16 protein-coding genes and 2 pseudogenes are annotated in these 18,548 nt (G+C 56.8%); 14 read left to right on the top strand and 4 right to left on the bottom strand.

Going from position 1 to position 18,548, the window contains the following annotated elements; translation table 11 throughout:
- Positions 1 to 191: 191 nt before the first annotated feature.
- The 7 genes and pseudogenes from ACL2XQ_RS00595 (at position 192) to ACL2XQ_RS00565 (ending at position 6,335) form a co-directional block, all read left to right on the top strand.
- Positions 192 to 878, top strand: a complete 687-nt coding sequence (locus tag ACL2XQ_RS00595; protein ID WP_410012585.1) for a hydrolase — start codon at positions 192 to 194, stop codon at positions 876 to 878.
- Positions 879 to 943: 65 nt separating this feature from the next.
- Complete coding sequence (locus ACL2XQ_RS00590; RefSeq protein WP_413721864.1) at positions 944 to 1,246, top strand: DUF1427 family protein; 303 nt, start codon at positions 944 to 946, stop codon at positions 1,244 to 1,246.
- Positions 1,243 to 1,500, top strand: a complete 258-nt coding sequence (locus ACL2XQ_RS00585) for a DUF1427 family protein (RefSeq protein ID WP_410012587.1) — start codon at positions 1,243 to 1,245, stop codon at positions 1,498 to 1,500. Before ACL2XQ_RS00590 ends, ACL2XQ_RS00585 begins: the two co-directional genes overlap by 4 nt.
- Positions 1,501 to 1,511: 11 nt before the next feature.
- On the top strand, positions 1,512 to 1,895 hold the full coding sequence (locus ACL2XQ_RS00580; protein ID WP_413721863.1) for a response regulator transcription factor: 384 nt from the start codon (positions 1,512 to 1,514) through the stop codon (positions 1,893 to 1,895).
- Positions 1,892 to 3,130: pseudogene (locus tag ACL2XQ_RS00575) on the top strand (serine/threonine protein kinase); the annotation flags it as partial. The gene ACL2XQ_RS00580 and the pseudogene ACL2XQ_RS00575, both read left to right, overlap by 4 nt.
- Before the next feature lie 429 nt (positions 3,131 to 3,559).
- Positions 3,560 to 5,242, top strand: a pseudogene (locus ACL2XQ_RS00570) (ATP-binding protein); the annotation flags it as partial.
- A gap of 265 nt (positions 5,243 to 5,507) precedes the next feature.
- Complete coding sequence (locus ACL2XQ_RS00565) at positions 5,508 to 6,335, top strand: helix-turn-helix domain-containing protein (protein WP_413721862.1); 828 nt, start codon at positions 5,508 to 5,510, stop codon at positions 6,333 to 6,335.
- A gap of 9 nt (positions 6,336 to 6,344) precedes the next feature.
- Here ACL2XQ_RS00565 and ACL2XQ_RS00560 read toward each other — a convergent pair whose 3' ends face one another.
- Both ACL2XQ_RS00560 and ACL2XQ_RS00555 read right to left on the bottom strand, forming a co-directional pair.
- Entirely contained in the window at positions 6,345 to 6,776 is a 432-nt protein-coding gene (locus ACL2XQ_RS00560; RefSeq protein WP_413721861.1) for a hypothetical protein, read from the bottom strand.
- 28 nt (positions 6,777 to 6,804) lie between these two features.
- Positions 6,805 to 7,425 carry a response regulator transcription factor gene (locus ACL2XQ_RS00555; protein WP_413721860.1) on the bottom strand — a complete coding sequence of 207 codons (621 nt, stop codon included), beginning with the start codon at positions 7,423 to 7,425 and terminating at the stop codon, positions 6,805 to 6,807.
- 331 nt (positions 7,426 to 7,756) lie between these two features.
- Here ACL2XQ_RS00555 and ACL2XQ_RS00550 point away from each other — a divergent pair, with 331 nt between their 5' ends.
- The 7 genes from ACL2XQ_RS00550 (at position 7,757) to ACL2XQ_RS00520 (ending at position 15,020) form a co-directional block, all read left to right on the top strand.
- Complete coding sequence (locus ACL2XQ_RS00550; RefSeq protein WP_413721859.1) at positions 7,757 to 8,488, top strand: GntR family transcriptional regulator; 732 nt, start codon at positions 7,757 to 7,759, stop codon at positions 8,486 to 8,488.
- A 320-nt stretch (positions 8,489 to 8,808) separates the two neighbouring features.
- On the top strand, positions 8,809 to 9,696 hold the full coding sequence (locus ACL2XQ_RS00545) for an ABC transporter substrate-binding protein (protein WP_413721858.1): 888 nt from the start codon (positions 8,809 to 8,811) through the stop codon (positions 9,694 to 9,696).
- Between the two features lie 105 nt (positions 9,697 to 9,801).
- Positions 9,802 to 10,851, top strand: a complete 1,050-nt coding sequence (locus ACL2XQ_RS00540; protein WP_410012594.1) for an ABC transporter substrate-binding protein — start codon at positions 9,802 to 9,804, stop codon at positions 10,849 to 10,851.
- Positions 10,848 to 11,768: an ABC transporter permease gene (locus tag ACL2XQ_RS00535; protein ID WP_413739925.1), complete on the top strand. Its 921-nt coding sequence runs from the start codon at positions 10,848 to 10,850 to the stop codon at positions 11,766 to 11,768. The genes ACL2XQ_RS00540 and ACL2XQ_RS00535 overlap by 4 nt, the downstream gene beginning before the upstream one ends.
- Positions 11,765 to 12,571 (top strand): ABC transporter ATP-binding protein, encoded by an 807-nt coding sequence (locus ACL2XQ_RS00530; protein ID WP_410012596.1) that lies wholly within the window; start codon positions 11,765 to 11,767, stop codon positions 12,569 to 12,571. The genes ACL2XQ_RS00535 and ACL2XQ_RS00530 overlap by 4 nt, the downstream gene beginning before the upstream one ends.
- On the top strand, positions 12,571 to 13,452 hold the full coding sequence (locus ACL2XQ_RS00525; protein ID WP_413739924.1) for a carbon-nitrogen hydrolase family protein: 882 nt from the start codon (positions 12,571 to 12,573) through the stop codon (positions 13,450 to 13,452). The genes ACL2XQ_RS00530 and ACL2XQ_RS00525 overlap by 1 nt, the downstream gene beginning before the upstream one ends.
- 23 nt (positions 13,453 to 13,475) lie before the next feature.
- Positions 13,476 to 15,020, top strand: a complete 1,545-nt coding sequence (locus tag ACL2XQ_RS00520) for an amidohydrolase family protein (protein WP_413739923.1) — start codon at positions 13,476 to 13,478, stop codon at positions 15,018 to 15,020.
- A gap of 255 nt (positions 15,021 to 15,275) precedes the next feature.
- Here the strand turns inward: ACL2XQ_RS00520 and ACL2XQ_RS00515 are convergent, their stop codons facing one another.
- Together ACL2XQ_RS00515 and ACL2XQ_RS00510 are read right to left on the bottom strand one after the other, a co-directional pair.
- Positions 15,276 to 17,156, bottom strand: coding sequence for a group II intron reverse transcriptase (locus ACL2XQ_RS00515; RefSeq protein ID WP_410012599.1), 1,881 nt, complete (start codon positions 17,154 to 17,156; stop codon positions 15,276 to 15,278).
- Positions 17,157 to 17,770: 614 nt separating this feature from the next.
- The gene (locus ACL2XQ_RS00510; protein WP_413739922.1) at positions 17,771 to 18,337 is read right to left on the bottom strand and encodes a single-stranded DNA-binding protein; all 567 of its coding nucleotides are present in this window, start codon (positions 18,335 to 18,337) and stop codon (positions 17,771 to 17,773) included.
- Between the last annotated feature and the right edge of the window lie 211 nt (positions 18,338 to 18,548).

The raw sequence follows: 18,548 nt of genomic DNA, 5'->3' as shown, positions 1-18,548 counted from the left end.
GGCAATGGCTGGATTATTATCGCCGGCGTGGATCACCGTCTAGTTATACATAGAGATAATGGTTTCGCTTATTTCCCCGGCCTACCATCTCAGCAGATGGATGTTCCGCTGACTTCCGGCTTCCATCGTCCCAACCGGCGCGCCGCGTAAGCGCGGGCGATCCTTTCCTTCCACCCTCTCGGGATACCATTATGATTGATTCAAAACTTGACGTGCTGACGCCCTCCAACTGCCAGATGATTTTTATCGATCAGCAGCCGCAAATGGCGTTCGGCGTACAGTCGATAGATCGCCAGGTGTTAAAGAACAATACGGTGGCGCTGGCGAAAGCGGCGAAGGTGTTCGGCATTCCCACCATCATCACTACGGTGGAAACCCTGAGTTTTTCCGGCCATACCTATCCGGAACTGCTGGATGTATTTCCCACCCACGACATCCTTGAACGCTCGTCGATGAACTCCTGGGACGACCAGAAAGTGCGCGATGCGCTGGCCGCCACCGGCAAGAAAAAAGTCGTGGTGTCGGGACTGTGGACCGAGGTATGCAACAACAGTTTTGCCCTGTGCGCCATGGCGGAGGGCGATTATGAAATCTATATGGTGGCCGACGCATCGGGCGGCACGTCCAGGGAAGCCCATGATTACGCCATGCAGCGCATGATCCAGGCCGGCGTGATCCCGGTGACCTGGCAACAGGTGATGCTGGAGTGGCAGCGGGACTGGGCGCGCAAGGAAACTTACGACGCCGTGATGGCTATCGTGCGGGAGCATTCCGGCGCCTACGGCATGGGCGTGGATTATGCCTATACCATGGTGCATAAGGCGCCGGAAAGGGGCCATGGCGATCACCATACCCTGGCGCCGGTTCCCGCGAAATAACCGCTCTCCCGGCCGGCGTGTCCCCATGGCGCGCCCGGCCGCTTCCCGTTAAAGCAGGGGTGAATATGAATGCTTATTGTATTTCGCTGGGCGCCGGGGTTCTGATCGGCCTGGTCTATGCGCTGCTGAAAGTGCGCTCCCCCGCCCCGCCCGCCATCGCCCTCATCGGCCTGCTGGGGATGCTTATCGGCGAACAGCTGTCGGCGCTGGTGATAAGCCAGGCCTTTGCGGCGCAACCCACGACACGCCACGCGGCAAACGCCGCCCCGGCAAAAAAGACCGTTGCCTCCTTAACGGCGCAAGACGCGGCTCTCACGCCCAATCGATCCCTGCGCGGCGAGTCATCCGCTCCGGGAGGAGGTCTATGAAATCCTACGTTGTTTCCCTGCTGGCCGGGGTGTTAGCCGGCGTGATTTATTCATTGCTGCAGGTACGTTCACCCGCGCCGCCGGTTATTGCCCTGCTGGGCCTGCTCGGTATGCTGATAGGAGAGCAGATTGTGCCGGTCTGCCGGCGCCTGCTGAAGCGGGAGCCGCTGACCCTGGCATGGTTTCGCACGGAGTGTGTCCCCAAGATCAGCGGCGCGCCGCCGCCCGATACCCGAAAGCCCCCGCCATCCTAGGGACGACCGTCATGACGCCCTCGTTGCTTATAGCCATTATCGACGACGATCGTTCCGTAAGAAGCGGATTAAGTAATTTATTGCAATCCGCCGGTTATGCGACGATATCTTTTGAATCGGCGGAGCAATTCCTGAATGATGAAGCGCGGGATAGCATCGATTTCGTCATCCTGGATGTCAAATTGAAAGGGATAAACGGGTTTGAACTTATCAGCCGCCTGGGACAATCCCGACCGGGGCTGCCGGTCATGCTGATTTCCGGCCATGGCGACGAGGACATGGCACAAAGGGCGCTAAACGCCGGCGCGGTTTCTTTTATGCGTAAACCTATCGATGTGGATATGCTGTTGGAGCATATCCAGCGGGTATTAGCCCAACGCGGGGGAAGTCCATGATCAATGCAATGCCGCCGGCGCCACGATCGCGCTTAACCGATGACAAGACGCACACTGCCCCCGATCCCTTATCCGCCCCGGCGAATGGCGCCATCGCCGCTTTTCTCTCCCAGGCCCTGAGTATTTGCGCCGCGCTGCGGCTGTTGCATGCCGAGGGGATAATCCATGGCGCGCTGACGCCCGCCGCGCTGTCGATGACCGACGATGGCGCTTGCCGCCTTGATATGGGCGGCCCGGCGACGCGCGCGGCGGCGGCGCCGGCGGGCATGCCGGTCAGCAAGGATATGCTGGCCTATATGTCGCCCGAACATACGGGACGGACCCAATGCGGCGTCGACGCCCGCAGCGATCTGTATTCCCTGGGGATGATTTTTTATGAACGGCTGGCCGGCCGGCCGCCGTTTGTGTTCCCCGGCGGCGGCGGGGTAGCCGAATGGATACATCACCATATCGCCTGCGAGCCGGCGGCGCCCCATACCCTGCGGCCGTCTGTGCCGGAAATGTTATCGCAGGTGGTGATGAAACTGCTGGCTAAATCTGCGCAAAGCCGCTACCAGACCATCGAAGGGTTGATGGCGGATTTCAGGCGATGCCGTTCTGCGCTGGCGGCGTACGGCCATATCCGGCACTTTATGCCGGGGCTGCAGGATGTTTCCCCGTCGTTGCGGCCGTCCGATGGCCGCTTCACGCCGCCCAGCGGTCTCCAGGCTTTTTCCACTGCGTTTACCCGGGTGAAAAGCCAGGGAACCCATGCGCTGGTGGTGGTCGGCGGCCCTCCTGGGATCGGCAGATCATCGCTGATTGCCCGCGCCCTGGCGGGACTGCGGGGAGAAGACGCGCTCCTGGCCGTCGCCCGGGTCTGCCGGTATCGACAGGTACTGCCGTTCGCCGTGCTGTCGGAGGCGTTCAGATCGCTTACCCTGTATATGCTCGGGCAACCGGCGGCGCAAATCGATGCGCTGAAAACACGTCTCGCGTCGTCGCTTGGCGATGATGCGGGGCTGGCCATCAATCTGGTACCGGAACTGGCATTGATATTGGGTAAAAAAAGCCCGCTGTACGCGCTTTCCGCCGAGGCGGGAGAGGCGCGGTTTAACCCTATGATATATGGTCTGGCCAGCGCCTTTGCCTCTTTGGGCCGCCCGCTGGTATTGGCCATCGACGACATTCAGTGGATAGACCCGGCCAGCATGGGCCTGCTGGAGCACCTGATGGCCCATACCGCCATGCTGCCGCTGCTGCTGGTGGTTGCGTTACGCGACGCGACATCCCCCGGGGACCCGTCGCGTCCCGCGCCGCTTGCCACGCTGCGCCATAACGCGGCGCGGGTGGTGGATATCCAGCCCGCGCCCTTAAGCCCCGCCGCCCTGGCCCGATGGCTGGCGCGCGATTTTCGTACCACACCCGCCAATATGGCGGCGCTTGCCGGTTTGGCGCATGCCGAGACCGGCGGCAATCCTTTACTCGCCCGGCAGTTTATCAACGGCGTTATCAATGACGGACTGGCCACCAGGGACAGGCGCAACGGTAAATGGCAATTTTCCCTGGCGGCCATACGGGCGCGCCGGGGCGCTAAAAACGCAGCCGGGCTGATGCGAAAGGAGATGTTCGCTTTACTGGAGAGCCGGGAGAAAAACGGCGATGGCGGCGGTTTCCCCGCGGGGGTTTCCTTTAGGCAGGCCCAGGAAAACCAGGATCTGCAAAGCGTTATCATCGCCTCAAGGGCATTATCCGAGGAAATCGATCTCGGCCGGCTGATTCATATCCTGATGAAAATGACGCTGGAGCACGCGGGCGCCCAGCGCGGCCTGCTGATCAGGGTGATCGCCGGTTCGCCGGTTATCGAGGCGCGGGCCGACACCACCGTCGCCGGCGTAAACGTACAGGTGGTCAAGGCCGCGCCGGTGGCGGCAGATCTGCCGGTATCCATGCTTAACGCCGTCATTCGCACCGGCCAGGAAATCCGCCTGGGCGCGCCGGGGGAGTTCAGCCCGTTCAGCCACGACCCCTACCTGATGGCTTCCGGCGCGGCGGCGCTGTGCGTGCCCATGTTTAAACAGGCCCGGCTGGTGGGGGTGCTCTACCTGGAAAACCGGCTGATACCTGATGCCTTTACCGCCGAACATTCGAAGGTAATTGCGCTGTTGGTGGCGCAGGCCGCCATCTCCATTGAAACCGCCACCCTGTACGCGGAATTGCTCGAGGAGAATATCCAGCGCCGTCGCGTCGAGAACGAGCTGCGCACCAGCCAGACCTCATTAATGCTGGGGGAAAAGATCAGCCACACCGGCAGCTGGCGCTGGGAAACCACCCAGGAAACGCTGGAAATATCGGCCGAATTCGCGCGTATATTCGGTTTGGATGAAGAGCAGCAGGCTATCTCCTATACCGCCTATATCGGTTTTGTCCACCCCGATGACCGAAACCGGATACTCAACCAGATCGACTATTGCCTGGGTAAAGGATTGTCCATGCAAGCCGAGTATCGCATCGTCAGGACTGACGGCACTGTTCGCTACGTGGCGGGAATCGGCGAGCCGATCCCGGCCTGCGGCAATGCCCACGAGTATTTTGGCACCATAACCGATATCACCGCCCGCAAACAGGCCGAGGACGCGGTCAGGGCCGCGCAGGCCGACTTGGCGCGTGTGGCGAGGGCCACGACGGTCGGGCAGCTCACCGCCTCGATTGCCCATGAAATCAACCAGCCGCTGATGTCCATCGTGGCCAACGCCGGCGCCAGCCTGCGCTGGCTGAACCGCGACCCGGCCAGGCTGGATAATGTCCGCACCGGCCTGGAGGATATCATTGCCGAAGGCAAGCGCGCGGGAGAGATGATCCGCAGCCTGCAGGCGCTCACCCGCAACGCGCCGCCCCATTTTGCCCCGGTCGATTTGCACCATACCGCGCATCATATCCTTACCCTTTCCCATAGCGAACTGGAAAGACGCCGGATTGCCATCGAAGATAAGCTATGGGCCGATGCCTTTATCGTCTATGGCGACAGCGTGCAAATCCAGCAGGTGCTGCTTAACCTGGTGATGAACGCCGCGGAAGCCATGGCGGACGTGGATGACCGGCCGCGCATCCTCACCTTGTCCTCCGTCAATCCGGCGCCGGGCAAGATAACCTTCGCCATGGCCGATACCGGTATCGGCCTGAGCGACGAGGTCAGGGCGCGGGTATTCGAGTCTTTTTATACCACCAAGAAGCAGGGCATGGGCATGGGGCTTGCCATCAGCCATGCCATAATCGAAAACCACCGGGGGCAGATGGCGGCGTCACAGCGCCATCCCCACGGCAGCTGTTTTTCGTTCACCCTGCCTGCGCTGCCCACCGGCGCTTAAAGGCAAAACCAGGCCGCGCCGCGGCGGCGTTCGCCCTAATGGCTAAATTCTGAATCCCGCCCCGGCGCCCCGGGAAAGGGTCGCCAGCCGGGTATTCTGTGGTTTACTGTGGGTCTGCAGCGATCCTTGTTGTTGCGTGCGCCGCGTGCGCAGTCTAAGCCGACGACATTCACCGGGAGCGTAAAAAATCGATACTATCACCTCGCCAGTCAACCCGCTGGCCACCGGCGCGGCGCGGCTGGTCGTCAGCCGCCATAGGGAAACCATGCCGCCGGAACACGCGCCGGTTATCGCCATTCCCCATCACGAAGCCTTTTCCGTTATCGTGCAACTGCGGGATTTCGCCTCGCACCGACTCTGGCATGACGGCCGCCTGGTCCACGCGGGCGGACACGCGCAGCAGGCCGTCGCGATTACCAGGCTTACCGAGGACTGGCGTTGCCAGCATTTGAGCGCCTTTGATAACGTACGATTTTTAATTACCCGCCAGGCGCTGGACGAATTCACCTATGACAGCGGACAAAAGCGCATCGGTCATTTTGACTGCGCTCCCGGTGCGCTGGATCCGGTGATTTATCATCTGGCACAGGCGCTGATCCCGTTATTGGGTCAACCCGGCGGCATGCATGATTTTATGTTTGATCATATCTCCCTGGCGCTGTTCGCCCATATTGCCGAAGTCTACGGCAAGGCATCCCAGGACTGGACCCGGCAAAAAGGCCGGCTGGCGCCCTGGCAGGAACAACGGGCCAAGGATTTTATGCTGGAAAACCTGGCGAAGGGCGTTTCGCTTGAATTGATTGCCCGGGAATGCGGCCTGTCCCGCGCGCACTTTGCGCGCAATTTCAAAAATACCACCGGCACTTCCGCCTGTGTCTGGCTGCAAAACATGCGCATCCGGAAAGCGCTGGAACTCCTGGGCGCCAGGCAACAGACGCTGACGGAGATCGCGCTCGAATGCGGTTTTACCGACCAAAGCCATTTTTCACGGGTATTTAAAACCTTTACCGGCACATCGCCGGGTTATTGGCAACGCACCCAGGGCGGCAGCCTGGCCGTACCGACGGCGCCGTGGCCCCCGGCACAGCCCTGAGCCTATGCATCATGCCGGCGCATTACCCGGCGCGCCTGACGTATCATTGGCTAAAAACAGGAGATGACGCAGCGCCCCGTGCGCCATCGCCACCTCGGTGGATTCCTGCAGCGCGGCGATATATTTTTTAGCGAATTCCGTGTCGTTTTCCGGCCCGAGGGCAAGTAAACGCTCAATGACGGTTTTATATGACAGGACCGTTGCGGCATCGATGTCGTCCGGTTCATCCAGCCGTTCGTCCAATTCCACCAAGATCTCCGACAGGCGCCGGATCCAGGCAAACTGCGGATGGCTGCTCACCAGTTGCAAATGCTCAAACGGGCCGCCGATCGGGCCGAAGCGCGCCGTTTCCAGGTCAATCAAGGCCTTATGCAGCTTACGTAATGAGGTTGAAACGGTTTTGAGGCTGGCGCGATAATCGCCATTGACATGCTCCGGCATAATGATGTTCCTCATAAGAAGGGAAGCGTTAACGACTTTGTGATTTAACAATATGCAGCCGTTCCGCCGCCCGCACCAGATCGGCCAGGGAGCGGGTCTGCATTTTTTCCATCACCCGCCGTTTATGGACCTTGGCGGTAATTTCACTGACGCCCAGCGCCGTGGCGATTTGTTTATTCAGCAGGCCGCCGATGGCCAGTCCCAGGACTTCGCGCTCCCGGGGCGTCAGGGTTTGATGCCGTTGGGCCAGGCTCGACTGCTCGCTCACGAACGAGAGGTTTTTTTCCGCCGCCGACAGCCCCTCGCGCACGGCGTTGAGCAGGTCTTCCGCGTCGATCGGTTTGGTTAAAAACTCGCAGGCCCCGGCCTTCATCGCTCGCACCGAAAGAGGAATGGTGCCAAACCCGGTGATAAAAATAATCGGCAATTCCCTGCCCTTTTTTTCCAGCGCGGCCAGAACCTGGAACCCATCCGCCACCGGCATATTCATATCGAGGATCAAGCAACTGGGGAGCGGGCCAAAATGCTGGTTCAGGAACATCTCCGCCGAGGCGAAATCGGCAACGTTAAAGTCTTCCGACTGTAGCAGCCGAACGATGGCTTGTCTTACCGCATCATCATCGTCAACAACATACACAATATGATCCATGGCATGGTCCTATTATTGATACGACGCGTGTCTACGCTTCGATAATCCCTGGAAGGCCGCTGCCGATCTTGTAAAATAGTACGATTTTTTAACGAAACAAGTGATATTAGCCAACAAAAGCCGGACAAGTGAGGGCAATTCAGGGATAGTAGCCCGGGCCATAATGTCATAACACCATGGCCATACCAACTTGGCCGGATAGACTGATAAACATAATTAATTTTAATGTTTAACAATTTATCTTGTAGACATATACATATTGGTGTCATGATTGTTGTAAATAAATATTGATATTAAATTCCGCCACAGGTAGGAGGCTGAGTGATTTAACATGGCCAGAGCGAAACGTCCGACAGATGAAAATATGCAGGCCGCGGCCACGCTATGTGCCCGGGATCGCAGCGCGGTGTATGAGAAATTAATGAATGCCATCTCGGAACACCGCCTGAAGCCCGGCACCAAGCTTACGGAAGAAAAGCTGGCGGCCATTTTCAAGGTCTCCCGCACCGTCGTAAGAGAGGCTTTGCAACAAATGGCTTTCGAGCGCGTGGTGGAAATCCTGCCCAACCGTGGCGCTTTTATTGCCAGCCCCACCATTGCGGAAGCGAAGGAATTTTTCCAGGCCCGGCGCTATGTCGAGATTCCCTTGCTGGAAAATATATGTCAGCGGGTGACCGCGCAGGAAATCACGCTGCTGCGCCAGCACGTTAAACAGGAAGAAAAAGCCAGGCATTCAGGCGATCGCCGCAAGATTGTGCGCTTGTCCGGCGAGTTTCATGTGCTGCTGGCCTCCCTGGCGGGAAATCGTTTTCTTGAAAGAACCGTACGCGGCCTGCAGTTATTGACGTGCTTGACTATCCTGCTGTATGACACCCCCACGGACGTCACCTGCCAGCACAACGAGCATGAACGGCTGGTCGATGCGGTAGAGGCGCGGGACAGCATGCGCGCGCAAAAACTGATGTTGGATCACCTGTTGGGGATCGAAAATTCGCTTCATCTGGAAGAGCCGGAAGAAGAGGAAGACGATCTGGAAGAGATCCTGCTCGGCACGGGAAACTGAATTTCTTATATCTGGCGCATGCGGTCCGGCAGCCTCGATGTCCCCCTATCCTTTACATCCACCGGTTTTCCCCTGTAGAAAGAGCGCTTTAGGCGCTCTTTTTTTCACTTTGTATTTTCCTTTCTTTTTGCCCGCAAAACGCTATATATAAGAAATGCATATCACGAAAATAAAACTGATGAACAATTTAAATAATTATTGACTTCAATTTTGCATGATCTTATTGTCAAATTTAATCCATATCCTCTGCCGCAACGATCCCGACGCTATTTCGCCGCAGATGATTGTTGACAATCTTTAAGCATTTTGTGGAGCACCGCATGTCTGAACTGGTATTGGCTCATGGTGAAGCGCTTTCCAACCTGCCGTTATTTGTGGCGCAGGCATGCGGTTACTTTCGCGAACAGGGATTAACGGTAAGGGTGCCGGAACTCAGCGGCACGGCGTCAACCATCGCCTTGCTCAGAAGCGGCGCGGCGCAGATTGGCACCACGGGATTTACCCAGCCGCTGAGCGATTTCAGCGCGCCGGATCCGCTGCGCATTATCGCCGGAAGCGGCGTTGGCGGCATGGCGGTAATGATCCATCCGGACAGCGTGGCCGCGGCGCCTTCTGCCCTGCGCTTCGGCACCTTCTTCGAGGACCCGATGGAAGTGTTGCTGCACGATACGATCACCCATTACCGCGGCGCCTGGCAACACAGCGATATTCGTTATTTCGACACCTTGCACCAGGCGATTACCGCCATGCAGCGGCGTGAAATAGACGCCTGCACTTTTATCGAGCCGGTGATTAGCCAGCTCGAAATGCTGGGTTTTCAAAAAATGTGCGACGCCGCCGAAGTGTGGGGAACCGGTTACCCCGATACCGTATTGGTCACACGCCAGAGCTTTTTACATCAATACCCGGATGTGGTGGATGCGGTGATAAAGGCCCTGTTGCAGGCGGAAACCACGATAAAGGCGGATCCGCAGGGCGCCCTGGCAAGCGTAACCCGATTTTATCCCGGCGTTCCCCCGGCGACGATGATGCAAGGCTTGGCGCGGCAACCGCCGCAAATCGATATTCGCCCTCTTGCCGGCGCCATTATCAGCCGGTTCCAGGCGCTGGCGGCGATGGGCAGGCTGGCGCCGCCGGAGAATCCGTATTCCGTACTCGATTTCAGCCGGTTATCCGCCCTGCTGGCGCAAACGGAGTATACGCACTAATACGCGGCTTCGCCTACCACCAGGCCGCGACAGCCATCCACTGGACATTATGCCTTGCAGGCAGGGGTTCGTTCGCTCTTTTATCAACACCAGGAGACAAACATCATGTCAACAAAACGGGTTTTTCCGCGGCTTAATGGCTTTGATATCAATCGCCGCCATTTCCTGAAACACAGCGCGCTGGCGGCCGGCGGCCTGGCGTTGGGCAAATACCTTATCAGCACCCCCGCCCTGGCGGCGGATATCACCACCTTTAAGGCCACCCATGGGACGGGCTTATGCAACTGTCCCTTCTTCCTGGTCAAGGAACGCGGGCTGGCGAAAAACGTCGCGCTGGATTTTGTCACCACCCCGACTAACGCCGATATAGCCGCCTTGTTCGGCGCCGGGCTGGTGGATGTGACGGTAGTCCCCTACACCAACTTTATTACGCTTTTCGCCCAGGGCGCGCCAATCAAGATCGTCGCCGGCTCAGGCGTGCAGGGCTGCGTAATCGTCAGCCAGCAGGGCATCGATTCCGCCGAAAAGCTGCGCGGCAAGACGCTGGGCACCTTCCAGGCGGATACGCTGGAAATGCTGCCTTATGACTACCTGAAAAAAGCGGGCATGGGCTTTGCCGACGTCAAAGTGCGCTACTTCGGCACCTCCCCGGAACTGGCCCAGGCGTTTATCAACGGCAATATCGACGCCATGTGCCATATCGAACCTTATGCTACCCAGGCATTGCAGGCGCGCCCTGGCGCAGTACGGCTTTCCGACGGCGTCGACATCTATGGCAAGAACTATAGCGATTGCGTGCTGGCGGTACGCTCCTCCGTGCTGGCGGAAAATCGCGAGGCGGTGAAGGCGCTTATCAAGGGCATGATGATCGGCCAGCATCAGGAAGAGACCGACCGCGCCTCGGCGGTCAAGGATACCGTGGGCAAATATTTCAAGACCAGCTACGAAGCCACCCTGGACGCCGCCGCCAAACAGCCGGCGATGATAGACCAGCGGCAGAACCAGGATTTTATCCTGCAGCGCGCCAATAACCTGAAAGAGCTGCGTTACATCCAGAAGGTACCAGGAACGGATATCTTCGACTGGTCATTGCTCAATGAGGTGATTAAGGAAAATCCCGACTTGTATGGTTCGCTGGAGCTGAAAAGCGCATGAATGTGAATACCCTGCGAAAGCCGGTAAAAGCCGCCGGTGTTTCACCGGTCGAGATCATTCCTCCGATAAGGAAAACCCGCCGCCGCGGCTGGCCGGCGTTTTTCTCGCGCCTCGGCTGGGGCGTGGCTTCCGTCGCCCTGTTTGCCGGGATCTGGGAAGCGTGCTGGGCTTTTGGGGGATTAAATCCGCTGTTGTTGCCGCCGCCCCATATCTTCCTGGCGAATTTCGCCCAGCAGGCGCAATATTTTATCCCGACCGATGTTATCGGGCAGGTCACTGACGACACCGCGTTACTGTCGTTGGGAAAAACCATCCTCGCCACGGTGGGCCGCGTGATGGCGGGCCTGACTCTGGGTTTTGTCCTGAGCCTGGTATGTGGCCTGGCTATTTGCTATTTCCGTCTGTTTGGCAAGTTGGTATTGCCGACCATCACCCTGCTGGCGCCTATTTCGCCTATCGCCTGGCTGCCGGTGGCCATTTTTATCTTCGGCATCGGCAATCCGCCGGCGATTTTCATGGTGTTTATTTCACTGTTTTTCGTCATGACGGTATCCACTATCAGCCAGATTGAGAGCGTGAGCAAAACCCATCTCAACGTGGCGGCGGTTATGGGGGCCACCCGGGCGCAAACCTTCCGTTACGTCATTATCCCCGCCATCCTGCCCGCGTTATTTTTCGTACTGCGCATGAACCTGTTCGGCGCCTGGATGATTGTGCTGGTGGCTGAGGCGACAGGCGTTGGCAGCGGGTTGGGGCAAATCGTCATGCAGGCGCGCAATACCTTCAATTCCAGCCTGTCGTTTTTCACCATGACCATCATCGGCATTACCGGATTTGTTTTCGATCTGCTGTTGCGCTATGTGCAGAAAAAGCTCCTTTACTGGGTACCTGACAACCGCGCCGGAGGCCAGAAATGACGCAAAATACCCTCCCACAGCCGCCGCTGATTGATTGCAATAGCGTGGGCAAAGTCTGGACCGACGCGCAAGGCGGCGCTGTCGTCGCGCTGAAAAATGTCGATTTGCAAGTGGCGCGCGGAGAGTTTGTCGTGCTGCTTGGGCCCAGCGGCTGCGGTAAAAGCACCCTGCTGTATATGATAGCCGGGCTGGAATCGGTCAGCGAAGGCTCAATCCGCTGCGGCGGCGCCGAGGTGTCGCAACCGGGCACCGATCGCGGATTTGTCTTCCAGGAAGCGTCGCTCTATCCCTGGCTTTCGGTTGCGGAAAATGTCGCCTTCGGCCTGAAGATGCAGGGAATGTCGAAAGAACAAAGGCTGAAACGGGCGCAGTCCATCCTGCAAAACGTCGGCCTCGCCGATGCCGCGCAGAAACGGCCCGATCAGTTATCCGGCGGCATGCGCCAGCGGGTGGCGATGGCCAGGGCGCTGGCGCTGAATCCCGAGGCGCTGCTGCTGGATGAACCCTTTGCGGCATTGGATGTGCAAACGCGGGCGAAGATGCAGGACTTCCTTATCCGCATATGGCGTCAAACCGGCGTATCGATGATTTTTGTCACCCATCATATTGATGAAGCCGTGGCGCTGGCCGATCGCGTGGTGGTCTTTACCGCGCGTCCGGGCGGCATCAAAGAAATCATTCCCATCGATCTCCCGCGGCCGCGCGACCCCAAAAGCCCCCTGTTTCATCAGCTCAGCGACCATCTTATCGATTTGCTGCGCGATGAAGTCGATCGCGCCTTTGCCGAACAGGAGGTGGGCTGATGATATCACCCTACCTGCCGGTGGCCGCGCTGCAAATGCCGCCGGGCGGCGAAGATTTGGCGCTTAATCGCCGGCAGCTGGAGGCGGCCATTACCCGCGCCGCTCAAGCCGGCGCTCGGCTGGTGGCGCTGCCCGAGCTGGCGCTGACGCCCTATTTTTGCGCCGCGCCGGCGGAAAAATATCGCCACTGGGCCGAATCCGTCCGGGGCGAGAGCGCCGGATGGTGCGCGGCGCTGGCCCAGCGGCTGGGATGCGCTATTTTATTGCCGCTCTATGAGCACGATAGCCAAACCGGCTGTTACCACAACGCCGTTATCGGTTTTGACCGCCTGGGGAAAAGGCTGGGCGACGGCGCCCTGGCCAGGAAGCTGCATTTGCCGACCAGCGACTATCCGCCGCCCGGCTATGACGAGGCCGCGCATTTCACGCCGGGCGACGGACTGCAAAGGTTCGCTATTGAAGGCTGGCGCTGTGCGATTTTGATCTGTTATGACCGCCGCTTTCCTGAATGCTGGCGCGCGCTGCGCCAGGCGGGGGTTGAGGTGGTCATTGTTCCCGTCGCCGGCAGCGGCGGCGACGACGCAGCCTTCTTCCTCGGCGAATTGCGTACCCATGCCAAAGAGAACGGCCTGATAGTCGTTTGCGCCAATAAAGTGGGCGAGGAATGGCTGGACGGAATAGCGACGGATAATTACGGCGAGTCGTGCGTGATCAACGCCGACGGCACGCTGCTGGCACACCGCCCTCGCCGCTTGGGCGCGGGGGAAGTGAACGCGACGCTGGATTACCGGCAACTCAGTCAGCTTCGTCAGCAAATGCGCTATTTCAACGATCGGCGCGACGATTTGTTTGGGCCCGTGCCGCATGGTTGGGTGCGTTAATTTTACAGCTACAGGATATCCTTATGTCTGAGTCACTGATATTAGCAGGCACGCTGATCCAGGGGATCGGCGACGATGGTCGCCCGATCGCGGTGGAACGGGGCGCGCTTTACCAAAAAGACGGTGTTATCGAGGACATCGGCAATGCCGATGATTTGATCCATAAATATCCCCAGGTCCGCCGCTACGGGTCCATGCAACACGTGCTGATGCCGGGATTTGTCAACAGCCATCATCATGTGGGCTTAACCCCGCTGCAGTTGGGTTCGCCCGATTATGCGCTGGAACTGTGGTTTGCCAGCCGCATGGGCGCGCGCGAGGTGGATTTGCGGCTGGATACGCTTTATTCCGCTTTTGAGATGATCGCCTCAGGCATCACCACCGTACAGCATATCCACGGCTGGCGCCCCGGCACGCTGGAGACGATACATCAGGCGGCCGGCGCGGTGCTTGCCGCCTACCGTGAGATAGGCATGCGCGCCTCCTACAGCTTCGCGGTGCGTGAGCAGAATCTGCTGGTCTATGAAGCCGATGAACGGTTTGTGGCCCGCGTGCCGGCTGAAATCCAGCCGCAGTTGGCTGCTCATTTGAAAAAACAGCGGCTGCCGCTGGGCGATCACCTCAAGCTGTTCCGCATGCTGGCGGCAGATAATAGCGGCCAATCGCTGACCCGTATTCAACTGGCGCCCGCCAACCTGCACTGGTGCAGCGACGAAGGGTTACAGGCGATCAAAGCGGAGGCGGATAACGCCGGCGTGCCGATGCATATGCATCTGGTCGAAACCGCCTACCAGCGGGAATATGCCCGCAGACGCACCGGTACCACGGCACTGGCGCACCTGCACAAGCTGGGCCTGCTGGGACCATCGCTGACCCTGGGACATGGCGTTTGGCTGAACGAGGCTGATATAGAACTGGCAGCGGCAACGGGGACCTGCGTTTGCCATAACTGCAGTTCTAATTTGCGCCTGCGCAGCGGCGTCGCGCCGCTTAACGCCTTCCGCCGCCATGGGCTGACCGTCGGCCTGGGGCTGGATGAGGCGGGAATTAACGAAGATCGCGATATGCTGCAGGAGATGCGTCTGGCGTTGCGGGTGCATCGCGTGCCCGGCATTGAGGACGATGAAGTGCCGTCCTGTGGGGAAATCGTGCGCATGGCCACCGAGGGCGGGGCAAAAACCACCCCCTTTGCCGGACGGATCGGCCGGCTGGAGCCGGGAAAACTGGCGGATGCGGTGCTGTTCGATTGGCAAAGTATCACCTGGCCGTATCAGGATGAGGATATTCCCCTGCTGGATGTGCTGGTGCAGCGGGCGCGCGCCAAGGATATCGAGAGCGTATTCATCCAGGGCGAGGAAGTCTGCCATCGGGGGCGGTTTACCCGGGTCGATCGCGCCGCCGTGCTCAATGATATCGCGCAAAAGCTGGCCGCGCCGCGCAGCGCGGACGAGCAGGCCCGGCGCGAGCTGGGCAAGGCCGTATTCCCGCATGTAAAAGATTTTTACCGCGATTATCTGGCGCAGGAAACGCCGCGCGCACCGTTCTACGCGCCGTCGTCCCGTCGCTAGCAGGATACATTCCGCCGCCACACGTCATGACGGCCAGTGGCGGATTTCATCAGCGGATATCACGTCCCCCGGTTCGGCTTAGCGCTGAGTGACGGCGAAAATACAAAACCCCCGCGATGCGGGGGTTTTAAGCCTGGATGTGGCAAGATGGGCTGGGTAGCTAGTTGGGTAGGGTACGTGCGTCCTGACGGATTAGCCGTTACCCCCCCACCGAACCGGACTTGCACATTTCTATGCATCCGGCTCTCCATTGGATCAAACAAAGCTTCTTCGGTCTGGCAGTGTTCCTCTGTGAAGGTTGACGTGACAGATCCGGCAGATCACTAATGTTTTCCTGTTACGGGCAATCATCAGCGTCTTCCAGTTATCTGTACCCGACTTGATATCCTTAAGTTTCCTCACATGGTGGACTTCAAAAGGGCCGGTTCTAGTACCGCAATATTCACATTGGCATGCAGCCATCCTGTCCAGCAATTCAGTTCTGCCAGAATATTTATACGTATTCGGCAATATATCCGGTGAACTGTGTTTGGGCGCACTCCTGTTTTTGAGTCTAAATACCTCCAACTCATATACCTTTCCATTACGATTTTCCCGATAAACATACCTGCCATCCGCTTGCCTTAACCGCCGCGCGATTTTGGTGCGAGATATCCGATGCTTACCTGCCAGCGTCTTATAAAGACTGTTTTCCCATATCCAATGCAACTTATTGAGATAGAGAACGGGGGCAAGATTGTAGTAATTCGCGTAGCCGCGCATTTCAGCGTTGTACTGACTAATGATTTCATAGTCAGACATGTGCATCATTGCTGGCCGACCAGCACTATTACCATATCCGCCATCGTAATTCCCATAGCCACGTAGAGAGCAGAATTTCAGGATTCTTTCCCTCGGTACACCCAGATGGACGTGTTCCGTTATCGTACGTTTTACCGCATGAGTTTTACTTCCATCTGTATTAAGCCCTACAACACATTTGACCTGTTTTCTTTCACGGCGTGTTTTTATTTCATAACCGAGAAAAGTGAATCCTTTCTTCGGGTCAATAATGCCGGATTTTTCCTTTGATATTTCCAGATGAAGTTCGGATTCAACAAAATAGACAACCTCTTCCATTATCTTTTTTGCCTCACCTTTACTTCCTATCACTCCAATCAGAAAATCATCAGCATATCGAACATACCGCATTCTTTTGAATTCAGTATCATCCATAATAACACTGGATAGTGTGCGCAATTGTTTCTCCAGTTCATCCGCTTCCTGTTTCCACTTTTGGATTTTCTGCTCATCAGCAGGCATTCCTGAAGCGCCGAAACCTTGCCTGATCCATTTAATACGATTTGTCCGGTTTTGTAGTGCTCTTCTGTATATGGGATTGGGTTTCCTCCGTCCTCCTTTGCCGAATTCGGTGATTCTATTTTTCATAAATTCATCAAGCTCGTGGAGAAATACATTGGCAAGAATAGGGGAGATAATGCCACCTTGTGGTGTTCCGCTATGAGTGCCAAAGTAACGCCAGTTGTCCAGATAGCCAGCTTTCAGGAACTTCTTGAGAAGCGCCAGAAATTTGTTATCAGCGATCCGCTTGCTCAGGAATTTCAGCAGCAGATCGTGGTCAATGTTGTCGAAGTAACCTTTGATATCAACATCACATACCCATTTTGTTCCTTTCCAACCGTTTCTGATTTCTTTTAATGCAGAATGACAGGAACGCTTAGGCCTGAATCCATAGCTCCAGTCGCTAAAAACCGGTTCATAGATTTCTTCCAATAACATTCTCATTACTTCCTGTATTAATTTATCGTCTCCGGTTGGAATACCTAATGGACGTTTCTTTCCATTCGGTTTTCGGGCATCTTTGGGTATGTGCGTGCGCTTACAAGGTTTGGGTATGTACGAACCGGACTCTATGAGGTGAATAAGACTAATAATCCTGTCCACACTCATTCCATCCATCGTATTGTTATTTATTCCTCTCGTCATGGCTCCCTGATTAGAATAAATATTAGCATAGGCCTGTGCCCAAAGATCTTTATTACTGCACATAATTTTATGCAGTTTCTTGATCTTATAACCTTGTATACTGGCTTTGTTTATACCATTTAGAGCATTGAGTGTTCTCTGTGATAGCACTGACTATCGAACCCCGCTTCTATTAGTATAGATCCAACTGACTCCCTTCCCCCTTACGAATATAGTTTCACTGATAATTACTTATCAATTTATATATATTTTTCAGATTGGTTAGCCAATTGCGACTCCATTACAGAGCTACGTTGGGTACTACGGAGTCTCCGTTACCATATTGGTTAATTACTTAACCAACTTAGGTAATCCCGTATTTCTTTGTAGTCAAGGTGCATCCCACTTAGGTTTCACTTACGTTCAATTACCACTCTCACCGAGCAGGTGCCAACATTGTTGGATATAGTAACCTTCTAAAAATAATTACTATAAATATTGGTATGACTCCTAAATAACCGTGAGCCATCGATATCCCGAAACCCACTATGAACTATGATTCAACCAATCAGGCTTAACCATATGGGATTTGCAATGGCTGGCGCAAAGTAGGTTATTTCCCCGCAACCAGCCTTTTCCTGACATGCTACACTCCCCTCCCTCTTTCGAGGTTCAAACCCATTACTGGGTAAGGATAAGTCAGGCTTGCAATAGGCACTCCAACAGCCTATGATTAATTCAATAACTCGAATTAACCACTTGATTTACAAAGCAAAACGGCACACTTAAAACGGGATATCGTCGTCAAAATCCATCGGCGGCTCATTGCCCGCGGCCGGCGCATTATTCTGCGCGGCGGGACGACCTGCCGCGGGCGCTGCCGGCGCCGCGCCGCCAGGATTGCCGCTGAACTGCGCGTTGCCGCCCTGCGGCTGCTGCGGCTGGCCCCAGCCCTGCTGGCCGCCGCCCGCGCCCGCGCCGGCACCCGCCGCGCCGCCGCCCTGGCGGCCGCCCAGCATCTGCATGGTGCCGCCGACGTTAACCACGACTTCGGTGGTGTAACGTTCCTGGCCGCCCTGATCGGTCCATTTACGCGTTTGCAACGCGCCTTCGATATAGACCTGCGACCCTTTTTTCAGATATTCGCCGGCCACTTCCGCCAGCTTGCCGAACAGCACCACGCGGTGCCATTCCGTTTTTTCCTTGGTCTCGCCGGTCTGCTTGTCGCGCCAGCTCTCGGAAGTGGCCAGAGTCATGTTGGCCACGGCGCCACCGTTCGGCATGTAGCGGACTTCCGGATCCTGGCCCAGATTTCCGACTAGAATCACTTTATTAACGCCTCTGCTGGCCATGTCGACTCTCCTGATAAGATGTTTTACTTAAACGTTTACGTAAGTGTAATCGGTAAAGTTTACCACGCAAATGCCCAAAGGACACGGGTGAAAATCATTGCGGCTGCGATCGCAGCCCGATGAATGCAGAGTTCAGCGTTACAATCAATACTGGATATTCGTTCAGCTTTTTTTGTGTCATAATTGTCCGTTTCGCGCCAGGTGTGTCGTT

Origin of the sequence: Sodalis sp. RH14 (assembly GCF_047324285.1) — a bacterium.
In the GTDB taxonomy this organism is placed as follows: Bacteria; Pseudomonadota; Gammaproteobacteria; order Enterobacterales; family Enterobacteriaceae; genus Acerihabitans.
This window is presented reverse-complemented; position numbering and strand designations above follow the sequence as displayed.

Bases quoted from the DNA above. Each gene is read 5' to 3' on its own strand.
- ACL2XQ_RS00535 (WP_413739925.1), top strand. From the start codon at position 10,848: ATGAATGTGAATACCCTGCGAAAGCCGGTAAAAGCCGCCGGTGTTTCA.
- ACL2XQ_RS00545 (WP_413721858.1), top strand. From the start codon at position 8,809: ATGTCTGAACTGGTATTGGCTCATGGTGAAGCGCTTTCCAACCTGCCG.
- ACL2XQ_RS00510 (WP_413739922.1), bottom strand. From the start codon at position 18,337: ATGGCCAGCAGAGGCGTTAATAAAGTGATTCTAGTCGGAAATCTGGGC.
- ACL2XQ_RS00550 (WP_413721859.1), top strand. From the start codon at position 7,757: ATGGCCAGAGCGAAACGTCCGACAGATGAAAATATGCAGGCCGCGGCC.
- ACL2XQ_RS00585 (WP_410012587.1), top strand. From the start codon at position 1,243: ATGAAATCCTACGTTGTTTCCCTGCTGGCCGGGGTGTTAGCCGGCGTG.
- ACL2XQ_RS00525 (WP_413739924.1), top strand. From the start codon at position 12,571: ATGATATCACCCTACCTGCCGGTGGCCGCGCTGCAAATGCCGCCGGGC.
- ACL2XQ_RS00565 (WP_413721862.1), top strand. From the start codon at position 5,508: ATGCCGCCGGAACACGCGCCGGTTATCGCCATTCCCCATCACGAAGCC.
- ACL2XQ_RS00590 (WP_413721864.1), top strand. From the start codon at position 944: ATGAATGCTTATTGTATTTCGCTGGGCGCCGGGGTTCTGATCGGCCTG.
- ACL2XQ_RS00580 (WP_413721863.1), top strand. From the start codon at position 1,512: ATGACGCCCTCGTTGCTTATAGCCATTATCGACGACGATCGTTCCGTA.
- ACL2XQ_RS00540 (WP_410012594.1), top strand. From the start codon at position 9,802: ATGTCAACAAAACGGGTTTTTCCGCGGCTTAATGGCTTTGATATCAAT.
- ACL2XQ_RS00520 (WP_413739923.1), top strand. From the start codon at position 13,476: ATGTCTGAGTCACTGATATTAGCAGGCACGCTGATCCAGGGGATCGGC.
- ACL2XQ_RS00555 (WP_413721860.1), bottom strand. From the start codon at position 7,425: ATGGATCATATTGTGTATGTTGTTGACGATGATGATGCGGTAAGACAA.
- ACL2XQ_RS00560 (WP_413721861.1), bottom strand. From the start codon at position 6,776: ATGCCGGAGCATGTCAATGGCGATTATCGCGCCAGCCTCAAAACCGTT.
- ACL2XQ_RS00530 (WP_410012596.1), top strand. From the start codon at position 11,765: ATGACGCAAAATACCCTCCCACAGCCGCCGCTGATTGATTGCAATAGC.
- ACL2XQ_RS00595 (WP_410012585.1), top strand. From the start codon at position 192: ATGATTGATTCAAAACTTGACGTGCTGACGCCCTCCAACTGCCAGATG.